The organism is Corynebacterium epidermidicanis, assembly GCF_001021025.1.
Taxonomy (GTDB): domain Bacteria; phylum Actinomycetota; class Actinomycetes; order Mycobacteriales; family Mycobacteriaceae; genus Corynebacterium; species Corynebacterium epidermidicanis.
Window position 1 is genome coordinate 717264 of the sequence record NZ_CP011541.1, and the last position, 14066, is coordinate 731329.

Annotated in this window: 5 protein-coding genes, 1 tRNA gene, 3 rRNA genes and 1 pseudogene; all 10 read left to right on the forward strand. The window is 55.0% G+C overall.

Going from position 1 to position 14066, the window contains the following annotated elements; translation table 11 throughout:
* Positions 1-60: 60 nt before the first annotated feature.
* Positions 61-1294: pseudogene (locus CEPID_RS12850) on the forward strand (IS3 family transposase); the annotation flags it as partial.
* 148 nt (positions 1295-1442) lie between these two features.
* A complete protein-coding gene (locus tag CEPID_RS12410) occupies positions 1443-4151 on the forward strand; it encodes an exo-alpha-sialidase (protein ID WP_083984361.1) in 2709 nt (902 codons plus the stop codon).
* A gap of 287 nt (positions 4152-4438) precedes the next feature.
* Positions 4439-5440: a siderophore ABC transporter substrate-binding protein gene (locus CEPID_RS03410; RefSeq protein WP_047239766.1), complete on the forward strand. Its 1002-nt coding sequence runs from the start codon at positions 4439-4441 to the stop codon at positions 5438-5440.
* Between the two features lie 128 nt (positions 5441-5568).
* A complete protein-coding gene (locus tag CEPID_RS03415) occupies positions 5569-6585 on the forward strand; it encodes an ABC transporter permease (protein WP_047239767.1) in 1017 nt (338 codons plus the stop codon).
* A 13-nt stretch (positions 6586-6598) separates the two neighbouring features.
* Positions 6599-7609, forward strand: coding sequence for an iron chelate uptake ABC transporter family permease subunit (locus tag CEPID_RS03420; RefSeq protein ID WP_047239768.1), 1011 nt, complete (start codon positions 6599-6601; stop codon positions 7607-7609).
* The gene (locus CEPID_RS03425) at positions 7606-8361 is read left to right on the forward strand and encodes an iron ABC transporter ATP-binding protein (protein WP_047239769.1); all 756 of its coding nucleotides are present in this window, start codon (positions 7606-7608) and stop codon (positions 8359-8361) included. Before CEPID_RS03420 ends, CEPID_RS03425 begins: the two co-directional genes overlap by 4 nt.
* Positions 8362-8783: 422 nt before the next feature.
* Positions 8784-10304: ribosomal RNA gene (locus tag CEPID_RS03430) — 16S ribosomal RNA — on the forward strand.
* A 325-nt stretch (positions 10305-10629) separates the two neighbouring features.
* Positions 10630-13706, forward strand: a 23S ribosomal RNA gene (locus CEPID_RS03435).
* 90 nt (positions 13707-13796) lie between these two features.
* Positions 13797-13913: ribosomal RNA gene (gene rrf / locus CEPID_RS03440) — 5S ribosomal RNA — on the forward strand.
* Together the 16S, 23S and 5S rRNA genes with 1 tRNA gene alongside form the textbook arrangement of a ribosomal RNA operon.
* 77 nt (positions 13914-13990) lie before the next feature.
* Positions 13991-14063: transfer RNA gene (locus tag CEPID_RS03445), tRNA-Ala, on the forward strand.
* The last annotated feature ends 3 nt before the right edge of the window (positions 14064-14066 follow it).

Genomic DNA, 14066 nt, shown 5'->3' on the forward strand with positions numbered 1-14066 from the left:
ACTTGTTTGAACAAGGCTTGGGTTATAAAGCAGCGGCACGCCGGCTTGGTGTCGCTCGTGATCCGGTGCGAAAGCTTGAACGCCGGTTCAAGCTTCATGGCAAGCTGTGTCTTGTGGAAAAACCAACCAAGCAGCAGTTTTCCTTCGAGGTGAAGAAGGAAGTCGTCGATCGCTTCATTGCTGGTGAGTCGAAGATGGATCTTGCCCGCGAGTTCGGGTTGTCCTCCGACCAGCTTGTCTCGAGTTGGGTCCGTGCCTGGCGTGCAGGTGGTGACGAAGCCTTGCGACCGAAGCCAAAAGGACGACCCAAGGGCAGTTCACCTACGAAGACAGTGACCGAGGAGGATCGGCTGCGCCGCGAGGTAGAGAAACTGCGGGCGGAAAACGCATACCTAAAAAAATTGCGGGACTTGAGGAACCAGCGACGAGGTTAAAAGTCGAGGCTATCGTCATCCTCAAGTCAGACCACCGGCTGGATGATCTGCTTGCTGCGGCAGGTCTTGCCCGGTCGACGTTTTACTATCACCAACAACGCCTCACTGCAGCTGATAAGCATGCCCAGCTTAAGCAGGCAATCCGTGACATCTTTCAGCGGATGAACCGTCGTTATGGTTACCGGCGGGTGCATGCTCAACTCCAACGGCAAGGGTGGGCGGTTAACCACAAGCTGGTCTACAAGCTTATGGATGAGTTAGGGCTGAAATCCAAGGTCAGGGTGAAAAAGAAGTACAACTCGTACAAAGGCACTGTCAGCCACATCGCCAAGAACGTGCTGGATCGATGCTTCACACCGGATACACCAAATACGGTGTGGGTAAGTGATGTCACGGAGTTTCGGGTCGCTGGCACCAAGGTTTACTTGTCGCCGATCATGGACCTATATGATCGGGCGATCGTGTCGTATAGCGTGTCTACCTCACCGAATACCGCATTGACGTCACAGTCTTTGCGTGATGCCATCGCACAAGAATCACCAGGAAAAGGTTTACTGGTGCATACGGATCAAGGGTTCCAGTACCAGCATTCCAGCTGGCGCGACCTCATTGACAGCATTGGTGGTGTGCAGTCAATGTCAAGGAAAGGTAACTGCTACGACAACGCGGTGATGGAGAACTTCTTCGGGCACCTCAAGACAGAGATGTACCACGGTGAAACATTTACCAGCCTGGACGAGTTCTACCACGCACTCGATGACTACATCTACTGGTACAACCACGAACGCATCCAACAACGACTTAAGGGCCTGACTCCGATGCACTATCGGAACCAGACCCTTGAAACCCAAACCGCCTAGAATTAAACCAGTCCAACTTTCGGGGGCCAGTTCATGTCCGGGGCCTCTTTTGTGTTCCTGGATATATTTTCTTGAAAGTGACATCAGACGTCTGATGTGGTGATTATGCTTTGAATAACTCGTCACCTAGTTAGGAGTTTGATGTCACATGGTGCATTTTCCTGGAAGGAAGAAGCTCGGGAGTGTTCTGGCATCCCTGAGCGTGGCCGCCGCGAGCATTGCGGCGCCCGTGTATGCGGCTGCACAAGAAAGTGGTGATCAGCCCTCGGTAAATCCGGCGTTGCAAGAAATGTCGGATCCGACCGCACTGGTGGAGAAGATCCCCGGAGTGGTCAACTATCGTATCCCCGCGATTACGGCGACACCCGGGGGTGACCTGATCGCCGCATTCGATGAACGTCCCATCAGTGCCAACGACCCGAATCTAGGGTCAACAACCGGCTGGAACGGGCAAGACTGGTACCGAGATTTGCAGAGCAAGTGGAAAGACGGTGGAGATGCCCCGAACCCGAATTCCATCGCCCAGTATCGGTCGAAAGACAATGGAACTACCTGGGAAAAGGATGGCTACGTCTGCCAAGGAAACCCGGTGGGGGATTGGACCAAGATCAACGGCTGTTCGGATCCTTCCTATGTGGTGGACTGGGTGACCGGCGAGATCTTCAACTTCCACGTCTTGTCCTATCAGGCAGGTATTCAGGAAGCACACGTGGGCAACGATCATGAGGACCGGTTCGTGATCCAGGTGGAAGTCTCGCGTTCGAAGGACGATGGTAAATCCTGGGAGAGCGAAACAATTACCAAGACAGTCACGCCTGATCCAAAAGTACGGTGGCGGTTCGCAGCTTCTGGACAAGGCATCCAGATCCGCAACGGAAAACACGCTGGACGCCTCGTACAACAGTTCACGCAGGCCAAGGAAGGTTCGACTGCTCAAGAAGCCTTCTCCCTCTACTCCGATGACCATGGCGCAACCTGGCATGCAGGACAACCCGTGGGCACTGAGATGGACGAGAACAAAGTCGTCGAAAGGGCTGACGGTTCGCTGCTGCTTAACTCTCGCGAGCGCACCGGGGCCAATCGTTCGCGCTGGCAAGCGGAATCTTTCGACGGCGGCGCTACCTGGTCTAAGCCGTGGCTTGCGACCGACATTGTCGACGCGATGACGAATGGCCAGCCGATTCGGGCGTTTCCGCAAGCGACTCCAGAAGACCCACGCTCGAGTATTCTGCTGTTTGCCAACGCGCAGATCTTCCAGTCTTACAACCGTAAGAAGGGGACAATCTGGATGTCATGCGATGGGGGTAGCACCTGGCCGATCTCCAAAGTTTTCAATGAAGGATCAACCGGGTATGCCACGATCACGGTGCAAAACGACGGTCGAATCGGGATGCTCACCGAGGACGGACTCGGGGATAGTAAGGAAAGCGGCATCTTCTACCGAAGCTTTGGTCTTGGATGGTTGGAGCAATCCTGTGCAAGCATGACGGCTTCGGACGTTGAGGGCTCAGCGGCCGGCGAATCAGTCACTATCCCAGCAAAAATCGCCTCCACGACGGGAACGGTGGCGGGTGAATTGACCGCTGTCGGGTTGCCCGCCGGATGGACCGCAGACCCGGTGCACGTGAGTGGGGAGGACGGAGAAATCCAGCTGAATATTCCCGAGTCCGCGATCGAAGGGACCTATCACATCTCATTGCGTTACGTCGGAGATGACGGTGCGGTAGCCGCCAAGGCAGTGCAGGTGTCCGTAGTTGACGACACACGAGTACCGCGCGATCACCTGGTGGCAGTGTGGGCCAATTCGAACGACGGGAACCCAATCGGATTGGCGTTTGATGACAATCCAGCCACCTTCTGGCATTCACAATGGCAAAACAAGCCTGCTGAGCTCAACAACAATCACGATATTGTGGTGTCGCTGGCCGACGAACATGACCTGACGAAGATCGGCTACCTGCCACCACAGCGCGATCAGAAGAACGGGGCGTTCAAGAACTACGAAGTCTTTGTGGGACAACGTGGCGCCAATGCTTCATGCGCTGACATTGGCGGTTGGGCATCCGTCGCTAGCGGAGAATTGGCGTATGAGCGGAGATACTTCTCGGGTATTTCTCTCGACCAGGAAGCTGCACGCCAAGTCGACTGCCTCAAGATTCACGTCTCTGGAGAACATACTGGTCCTAGCGGTACGAACGCCTCTGCGGCGGAGATTAGGCTCTACGGCACAAAGAACGCAATTGTTTCGCCGACGCCAACGGTAAGCACCACGACGGTTACTGCAACTACTACGGAGACGACGACGCAGCAGGAGACCGTGATTTCGACGATATATGAGACCGAAACGCAGGAGCCGGTGACTATCACCGAGCCAACGACGGTGACCGAGCCAACGACGGTCACCGTGACGACGACGGTCGCCGAGCCCTCCAGGGTTACCGAGCCAACGACGGTCACTCAGCCAACAACCGTTACAGCAACGCATACCGAGCCCACCACTGTTACCATGACAATCACGGTGCCTACTACGTCTACGGAACGCTCTACGGTCACGGAATCGACGACCATAACGGTCCCTACTACGGTAAATGCGACGGTGGCTGAACCGACGGTCCTCACTACAACAACGACAGTGCCTACCACCGTCACGGCAGCGACAACCGTGACCACGACGGTGACTGTCCTCCCGCAGGTAACTACCTCCACGACAAGCCCGGCACCTACACTCGAACTCGACCACAATCAAAGTGGATACAAGTGGGGCAGAGTCATCGCCTGGCTCGTGGCGATAGGGGGCGGGCTGTTGGCAATGGTGCCACCGCTGCTTAACTATCTACGAACCCAGGGATTCATCTAGGTCTGTCTGCATACCAGTCCCTGCTTGCCAGCCGGCGAGCAGGGATTTGTTCTTTGCCTAGGCTGCTTAGCGACGCGCGCCTTTCCAACACCTCAGTCTGAGAAGTGGGGGCACCCGAGACATTAATTTCGCTACAAAACGCTTGCCAAAATCGAGCCTCGTTATGTTACCCTAACTTTACTTAGGTTTGACTAACCTGCATTGCGGGGGTCAGGCGTAGCCGATCGTTGTGGACTCAATGTTGACATTAGGTTCGCAGCCCGACTTTGTAAAGGTGCTTCATAGCAATGAAATTCCAGCGTTTCCGCGTGCTTTCCGCAGCCACAGCTGTCGCTCTTACTGTTGGCCTGGTGGGGTGTAGCTCCCAGACCACTGCAGATAACTCAGCCGACAAGGCGTCGACAAGCGCGGCCACCAGCGAGGTGAAAATTCAGGACAAGCGTGGCGAAGTCACCGTCAAAACGCCAGTGAAGTCCGCAGTGGTCACCGACAACCGAGCATTCGAGACGCTATCGGCATGGGGCGTGGAACTGAAAGCTGCACCGAAGCCGATCATCCCGGAAACTGTGTCGTACCGGACGGATGACAAGGTCGTCGACCTCGGCATGCACACCGAGCCAAACCTGGAGGCTGTGGTGGCTGCCAATCCGGACGTTGTAGTCAACGGTCAGCGTTTCACGAAGTTCTACGATGAGATGAAGAAGCTCGCGCCGAATGCGACCGTCGTTGACTCCGACCCGAAAGACAATGAGCCCCTCGACGCCTACCTCAAACGATTCACCACTAATCTGGGCTTGATTTTCGGCAAGGAAAAGGAAGCCGAACAGCTCAATGGTGAATTTGATCAGGCAATCAAGGAGGCGAAAGCTGCTTACAAGCCAGGCGACAAAGTGCTCGCAGTCAACGTTTCCGGCGGCAAGATCGGCTACATTGCACCAAGCAAGGGCCGCGTCCTCGGACCGATCTACGACATGCTTGGCCTGACCCCAGCCCTCGAAGTCAAGGATGCCTCCGACAATCACAAGGGCGACGAGATTTCCGTGGAAGCGATCGCTGATTCCAATCCGGACTGGATCCTGGTGATGGACCGCGATGCTGGCACCTCGGCACGCACGAAGCCGGAATTCAAGCCGGCGGAAACCGTCATCAAGGAATCCGAAGCGTTGAAGAACGTCAAGGCTGTGCAGGAAGGCCATGTGTTGTACATGCCAGCTGACACCTACACCAACGACGGCATCCAGACCTACACCGAGTTCCTGAAGGAACTTGCTCAGGCGTTCAAGAAGTAAATCTCGGCCTTCCTAGACGACTGACCTGCGTAAATGCAGGTTGGTCGTTTTGGTGGTTGCTGACCTACACCGCTGTGGCAGGGACCCGAGGCTAAAACATACTAACCCCTACGAACACGAGGAACACTATGACGACTGCAACTTTGTCGCCAACCACCGCCCCTGGAGAAACCCAGGACCGCCCGCGACGAACCCGCAGCAAGACTTTCGATTGGAAACTGCTGCTCGGTGTCCTGGCTGTCTTGGTATTGGTGACCACCAGCTTGTTCGTAGGAGTCTACGACATCTTTAGTAACCCTGATGGGGCGCGCATCTTCGCAATCACGCGCGTACCCCGCACCATCGCCCTGGTACTAGCCGGGGCAGCGATGGCGATGTGTGGCCTGGTGATGCAGTTGCTCACCCAAAACCGCTTCGTAGAACCCACCACCACCGGCACCACTGAATGGGCTGGGCTCGGCCTGCTCTTTGTCCTGCTTGCATTCCCAGGTGCTGGACTCATGCCCCGCATGATCGGTGCGATCACCTTTGCCTTTGTGGGGACAATGGTGTTCTTCGCCTTCTTGCGCAAAGTGGCGCTACGATCCTCGCTTATCGTGCCGATCGTCGGCATCATGCTGGGCGCGGTCGTGAGCTCCATCTCGACGTTTATTGCGCTGAAGTTCAACATGTTGCAGTCGCTCAGCTCGTGGTTCGCCGGAAGTTTCACAGCAGTTCTCAAGGGACAATATGAGGTGCTGTGGCTCGTCGCCCTGGTAGTGGTTGCCGTGTTTGTGCTGGCAGATCGCCTCACAGCCGCCGGCCTAGGCCAAGACATCGCCACCAATATCGGCGTCAACTACAACCAGATCATCTTGATCGGCACAATGCTGGTCGCAATCGCGGCAGGTGTGGTTACCGTGGTGGTCGGTAACCTGCCGTTCCTTGGCCTCATCGTGCCCAACCTGGTCAGCATGCTGCGTGGCGACGACCTTCGCTCCAACCTTCCGTGGGTTTGTCTCTTGGGAATCGGCCTGATCACGTTGTGCGACATCGTCGGCCGCGTCCTCATCATGCCCTTCGAAGTTCCGGTGTCTCTGGTACTCGGTGTGGTCGGCGCCGCTGTGTTCATCTTCCTCGTTGTGAAGCAACAGCGCCGTGGGTAGCGGGGTGAAGGCGATGGCGCAGCGGCGGGCGTCGACAAGCTTTGGCTCTCAAGAAAAGCACCGGCGGTTTTGGCTGATTTTTACGGTCCTCATTGTGATTGCCGCGGTGAGCGCATTCGGTCTATTGGCCTGGAAGAACCCGCTGCCCATGGACTCGCCGGGTTTTTGGCTGATCGCTGAACGACGAGCCACGGCGGTTATTGTGATGGCAATTGTGGCAATTGCCCAGGCGTGCGCCACGGTGACATTCCAAACGGTGACGAATAACCGGATCATCACGCCGTCAATCATGGGATTTGAAGCGCTCTACATGGTGATTCAAACCTCCACCGTCTACTTCTTCGGGGTCACCGGACTGCTGAACTTCACAGGCAGGCCGCAGTTTCTCATGCAGGTGGCGCTCATGGTGGGCTTTTCCCTCGTCCTGTACGGTTGGTTACTCACTGGCAGGAACGCAAACATGCAGGTCATGTTGCTGGTCGGAATTATCTTGGGCGGAGGCATGGCAAGCTTATCGACGTTCATGCGTCGCCTACTTTCCCCAAGCGAATTTGACCTGCTAGCGGCTAAAATGTTTGGCTCGGTCAACAATGCGAATAAAGACCTCATCGTGCCGGCGCTGATCCTGGTGGGGGTCACCGTGCTGCTTCTTTTGCTGCGAAGCCGGGCGCTCAACATCGTGGCCTTGGGGCCCGACGTAGCAACCAACCTAGGGCTCAACTACCGCGCAAACACTATCTTCTTCCTGGTGCTGGTCTCGGTGCTTATCTCTACCTCCACGGCGCTGGTGGGGCCGATGACCTTCCTAGGTTTCCTGGTAGCAACACTGGCATATCAATGCGCGGACACTTACGACCACCGATACGTCCTGCCACTGGCCAGCTTGATCGCCTTCGCGGTGCTCACGGCTGCTTACTTCACGATGACTCACATCTTCTACGCGCAAGGCGTGGTTTCCATCATCATCGAGCTCGTTGGCGGTTCGGTGTTCCTGCTCGTACTGATGAAGAAAGGGCGACTATGATTTCGCTTTCCGATGTCCGCAAGGCCTACACCAGTGAGGTCACCATCGGACCCGTCTCGCTCACGATTCCCGCAGGCGGCGTCACCGCCCTGGTAGGGCCTAACGGCGCAGGCAAATCCACCCTTTTGACGATGATTGGTCGACTCCTTGGCGTTGACGAAGGGACAATCGAGATCGCTGGCTACGACGTCACGACCACAAAATCCAAGGACCTTGCCCGGATCGTGTCGATCCTGCGCCAAGAAAATCACTTCATCACCCGACTCACAGTGCGCCAGCTGGTGGGCTTCGGTCGCTTCCCACACAGTGGGGGACGCCTCACCCGCGACGATGAAGCCATCATCTCGCGCTACATCGACTTCCTTGACCTTGGCGAGCTCCAAGACCGCTACCTCGACGAGCTCTCTGGAGGACAACGCCAACGTGCCTACGTGGCGATGGTACTCGCCCAGGAAACCGATTACGTGCTTCTCGACGAGCCGCTGAACAACCTCGACATGGCCCATTCCGCGCAGATGATGCGCCACTTGCGGCGCGCTGCCGATGAATTCCACCGCACCATCGTGGTGGTCTTGCACGACATCAACTTCGCCGCGCGCTATTCAGACTTCATCTGTGCCGTCAAACACGGGGAGGTTGTGAAGTTCGGGTCAGCGGATGACATCATGCAATCCGATGTGCTCTCCGAGATCTTTGGCACGGACATCGACGTGATCGAAACGCCGCGCGGTAAGTTAGCTTGCTACTACTAAAACATAGCGTTTGACCTGGGGATTTGTGTTGTTGGTTGTGTTTGCGTAGTTTTATCTGGGTCAGCGAGACGCCTTGTGTTGCAGGGTGGTGGTTGACAAAGTTTGTTTTGGGCGGTAGCTTGAAACGAGTCGCTTCGGGAAAGTTAATTTTTGGTTAATTTTTTTGGGGTGTGCGTGTGTTGTTTGAGAACTCAATAGTGTGCCAAGTACTTTTTTTGTTTTTGGTTGTGTGTTGGTGCCGGCAGGCCAGGAGTGGTCTGTGTAAGCATTAGTACTCAATTTTTTTGTGGTGGCGGGTTTTTCCTCGTCGGATCTGTTTGTCATCACGTTTTTTTGGACAATTTAGTGAATTTTTTTTGCTGGTTGTTTGTTTTTGTCAGGTAGTTGGGCTTTTCTTGAGTTCTGATTATTGTGATCGTTCTTTTATGGAGAGTTTGATCCTGGCTCAGGATGAACGCTGGCGGCGTGCTTAACACATGCAAGTCGAACGGAAAGGCCCTGCTTGCGGGGTACTCGAGTGGCGAACGGGTGAGTAACACGTGGGTGATCTGCCCTGCACTTTGGGATAAGCCTGGGAAACTGGGTCTAATACTGAATATTCACCATGCTTTAGTGTGTGTGGTGGAAAGCTTTTGCGGTGTGGGATGAGCTCGCGGCCTATCAGCTTGTTGGTGGGGTAATGGCCTACCAAGGCGTCGACGGGTAGCCGGCCTGAGAGGGTGTACGGCCACATTGGGACTGAGATACGGCCCAGACTCCTACGGGAGGCAGCAGTGGGGAATATTGCACAATGGGCGCAAGCCTGATGCAGCGACGCCGCGTGGGGGATGACGGCCTTCGGGTTGTAAACCTCTTTCGACAGGGACGAAGCGTTATGTGACGGTACCTGTATAAGAAGCACCGGCTAACTACGTGCCAGCAGCCGCGGTAATACGTAGGGTGCGAGCGTTGTCCGGAATTACTGGGCGTAAAGAGCTCGTAGGTGGTTTGTCGCGTCGTCTGTGAAATCCCGGGGCTTAACTTCGGGCGTGCAGGCGATACGGGCATAACTTGAGTGCTGTAGGGGAGACTGGAATTCCTGGTGTAGCGGTGAAATGCGCAGATATCAGGAGGAACACCGATGGCGAAGGCAGGTCTCTGGGCAGTAACTGACGCTGAGGAGCGAAAGCATGGGTAGCGAACAGGATTAGATACCCTGGTAGTCCATGCTGTAAACGGTGGGCGCTAGGTGTAGGGGTCTTCCACGACTTCTGTGCCGTAGCTAACGCATTAAGCGCCCCGCCTGGGGAGTACGGCCGCAAGGCTAAAACTCAAAGGAATTGACGGGGGCCCGCACAAGCGGCGGAGCATGTGGATTAATTCGATGCAACGCGAAGAACCTTACCTGGGCTTGACATACATCAGATAGGCGTAGAGATACGTCCTCCCTTGTGGTTGGTGTACAGGTGGTGCATGGTTGTCGTCAGCTCGTGTCGTGAGATGTTGGGTTAAGTCCCGCAACGAGCGCAACCCTTGTCTTATGTTGCCAGCACGTGATGGTGGGGACTCATGAGAGACTGCCGGGGTTAACTCGGAGGAAGGTGGGGATGACGTCAAATCATCATGCCCCTTATGTCCAGGGCTTCACACATGCTACAATGGTCGGTACAACGCGTTGCGAGCCTGTGAGGGTGAGCTAATCGCTGAAAGCCGGCCTCAGTTCGGATTGGGGTCTGCAACTCGACCCCATGAAGTCGGAGTCGCTAGTAATCGCAGATCAGCAACGCTGCGGTGAATACGTTCCCGGGCCTTGTACACACCGCCCGTCACGTCATGAAAGTCGGTAACACCCGAAGCCAGTGGCCTAACCCTTGTGGGGGGAGCTGTCGAAGGTGGGATCGGTGATTGGGACGAAGTCGTAACAAGGTAGCCGTACCGGAAGGTGCGGCTGGATCACCTCCTTTCTATGGAGTTTTATTTTTATGGGCCTGTGGTTGCAGGCTTGTTTTTCGCTGCTTGAGTAAACGAGTGTTTTACTGGTGGTGTTGTAATCGGGTGGAGGCCAGCCCCGCGCCGTGGTGGTGTGGGTTGTCATGATCAAAAATTGTGTGTGCTTGGTGCGCTGTTGGGTGTCTGGGGCATGCATTCGTGTGTTTCCTGTGTGTGGCTGTCTGTGCTGTGCTGCTGTGTGGGTGGTGTGGTGTGGGTGGTTGTGCGTGTTGTGTGAGAACTGTATAGTGGACGCGAGCATTTTTCTTTATTTTTTGTGTTTTAGTGTTTTTTGTGTGTTGGTTTTTTAGTAAGAGCACATGGTGGATGCCTTGGCATACTGAGCCGATGAAGGACGTGTAAGGCTGCGATAAGCCTCGGGGAGTTGCCAATAGAGCGTTGATCCGAGGGTGTCCGAATGGGGAAACCCAGCCACGGTTGTGTGTGGTTACCTGCCCATGAATCTATAGTGGGTGTGGGGGTTGACGCGGGGAAGTGAAACATCTCAGTACCCGTAGGAGAAGAAAACAAGTGTGATTCCGTTAGTAGTGGCGAGCGAACGCGGATGGTGGCTAAACTGCATGCGTGTGATACCCGGCAGGGGTTGCGTGTGTGGGGTTGTGGGGAGTGATTGTTGTGGTGCTGCCGTGCCACTCATGATGTCAATGTGTGTTAGGGGAAGTGGTGTGGAAACGCCTGCCGTAGACGGTGAGAGCCCGGTACCTGAAAATGCGTGTTGGTTGTGTGATTGCTTTCCCGAGTAGCAGCGGGCCCGTGAAATCTGCTGTGAATCTGCCGGGACCACCCGGTAAGCCTGAATACTCAGTGTGACCGATAGCGGATTAGTACCGTGAGGGAATGGTGAAAAGTACCCCGGGAGGGGAGTGAAATAGTACCTGAAACCATGTGCTTACAATCCGTCAGAGCCTCTTTGTGGGGTGATGGCGTGCCTTTTGAAGAATGAGCCTGCGAGTCAGCGGCATGTCGCGAGGTTAACCCGTTGTGGGGGAGTCGTAGCGAAAGCGAATACTAACTAGTGTGTTTGTAGTGGCATGTCTTGGACCCGAAGCGGGGTGATCTACCCATGGCCAGTGTGAAGCAGCTGTAAGAGGTTGTGGAGGCGCGAACCCACTTAGGTTGAAAACTGAGGGGATGAGTTGTGGGTAGGGGTGAAAGGCCAATCAAACTCCGTGATAGCTGGTTCTCCCCGAAATGCATTTAGGTGCAGCGTTGTGTGTTCCTTTGTGGAGGTAGAGCTACTGGTTGGTTTAGCGGGACTATCATCTTAGCGACGTCAGCCAAACTCCGAATGCCATAAAGAGCAGCATGGCAGTGAGACTGCGGGGGATAAGCTTCGTAGTCGAGAGGGAAACAGCCCAGATCGCCGGTTAAGGTCCCTAAGGGTGTACTAAGTGGAAAAGGATGTGGGATCGCGAAGACAACCAGGAGGTTGGCTTAGAAGCAGCCATCCTTGAAAGAGTGCGTAATAGCTCACTGGTCGAGTGGTTCTGCGCCGACAATGTAGTGGGGCTCAAGTACACCACCGAAACCGCGGCGACCATCTTGTGGTGGTTGGGTAGGGGAGCGTCGTGCACGTGGTGAAGCAGTAGGGTGACCTGATTGTGGAGTGTGTGCGAGTGAGAATGCAGGCATGAGTAACGAATGATAAGTGAGAAACTTATCCGCTGGATGACTAAGGGTTCCTGGGTCAAGCTAATCTTCCCAGGGTGAGTCGGGGCCTAAGGCGAGGCCGACAGGCGTAGTCGATGGATAACGGGTTGATATTCCCGTACCCGAGTGTGCGCGCCAAAGGTGAATCAGTGATACTAACCACCCAAAGCCGTGGCTATAAGTGTCTTTGACATTGTGGTTGTGGTGATGCGTGGGGCCTGATCTGGTAGTAGCTTAGTGATGGGGTGACGCAGTGAGGTAGCCGAGCCACTTATTGGATTGTGGTGTAAGCGTGTAGCCTGCAGCCTAGGTAAATCCGGGACTGCATGTAAAGGGTGAGGCGTGATGCGTAGACCGTTTGGTTGATGTTGGTGATCCTGTACTGTCGAGAAAAGCCTCTAGCGATGTGCATATTCGGCCCGTACCCCAAACCGACACAGGTAGTCAGGTAGAGAATACTAAGGCGTTCGGGTGAACTGTGGTTAAGGAACTCGGCAAAATGCCCCCGTAACTTCGGGAGAAGGGGGACCACGACTGGTGACAAACTGGTTTCGAGCTGGTTGTGGTCGCAGAGAATAGAGGGAAGCGACTGTTTATTAAAAACACAGGTCCGTGCGAAGACGATAAGTCGATGTATACGGACTGACGCCTGCCCGGTGCTGGAAGGTTAAGAGGACCTGTTAGGTGGTAACACCGAAGCGGAGAATTTAAGCCCCAGTAAACGGCGGTGGTAACTATAACCATCCTAAGGTAGCGAAATTCCTTGTCGGGTAAGTTCCGACCTGCACGAATGGCGTAACGACTTCCCTGCTGTCTCAACCACAGGCCCGGTGAAATTGCAGTACGAGTAAAGATGCTCGTTACGCGCGGCAGGACGAAAAGACCCCGGGACCTTCACTATAGCTTGGTATTGGTGTTCGGTACGGTTTGTGTAGGATAGGTGGGAGACTGTGATCACATGACGCTAGTTGTGTGTGAGTCGTTGTTGAAATACCACTCTGATCGTATTGGACATCTCAACCTCGGCCCATGATCTGGGTTAGGGACAGTGCCTGGTGGGTAGTTTAACTGGGGCGGTTGCCTCCCAAAGAGTAACGGAGGCGCCCAAAGGTTCCCTCAGCCTGGTTGGCAATCAGGTGGTGAGTGTAAGTGCACAAGGGAGCTTGACTGTGAGACTGACAGGTCGAGCAGGGACGAAAGTCGGGACTAGTGATCCGGCACTGGCTTGTGGAAGCGGTGTCGCTCAACGGATAAAAGGTACCCCGGGGATAACAGGCTGATCTTCCCCAAGAGTCCATATCGACGGGATGGTTTGGCACCTCGATGTCGGCTCGTCGCATCCTGGGGCTGGAGTAGGTCCCAAGGGTTGGGCTGTTCGCCCATTAAAGCGGCACGCGAGCTGGGTTTAGAACGTCGTGAGACAGTTCGGTCTCTATCCGCCGCGCGCGTTGAAACTTGAGAAAGGCTGTCCCTAGTACGAGAGGACCGGGACGGACGTACCTCTGGTGTGCCAGTTGTACCGCCAGGTGCATGGCTGGTTGGCTACGTACGGAAGGGATAACCGCTGAAAGCATCTAAGCGGGAAGCCTGTTTCAAGATAAGGTTTCTTTCGAGGTTCCCCATAGACTATGGGGTTGATAGGCCAGATCTGGAAGCACAGCAATGTGTGCAGGTGACTGGTACTAATACACCAACAAAAAACCAACAACACCCAACAACAAACACAAAACAAGAACAAAAAGCACGCGTCCACTATGCAGTAACTGACACAACACCACACACACAAACAAAGATGTGTCGGTGGCAACAGCGGTGGGGTAACGCCCGGTCCCATTCCGAACCCGGAAGCTAAGCCCACCAGCGCCGATGGTACTGCACCCGGGAGGGTGTGGGAGAGTAGGTCACCGCCGACCAAAAAACTTAAAAACCACGTGCAAGGCCCGAAACAAATACACCATTTGTTCTCGGGCCTTGCACACCCTTACAACACGGGGCATTAGCTCAATTGGTAGAGCATCTGCTTTGCAAGCAGAAGGTCAGGAGTTCGATTCTCCTATGCTCCACAA

Coding starts and splice junctions, on each gene's coding strand:
- CEPID_RS03415 (WP_047239767.1), top strand. CDS start 5,569: ATGACGACTGCAACTTTGTCGCCAACCACCGCCCCTGGAGAAACCCAG.
- CEPID_RS03425 (WP_047239769.1), top strand. CDS start 7,606: ATGATTTCGCTTTCCGATGTCCGCAAGGCCTACACCAGTGAGGTCACC.
- CEPID_RS03420 (WP_047239768.1), top strand. CDS start 6,599: ATGGCGCAGCGGCGGGCGTCGACAAGCTTTGGCTCTCAAGAAAAGCAC.
- CEPID_RS12410 (WP_083984361.1), top strand. CDS start 1,443: ATGGTGCATTTTCCTGGAAGGAAGAAGCTCGGGAGTGTTCTGGCATCC.
- CEPID_RS03410 (WP_047239766.1), top strand. CDS start 4,439: ATGAAATTCCAGCGTTTCCGCGTGCTTTCCGCAGCCACAGCTGTCGCT.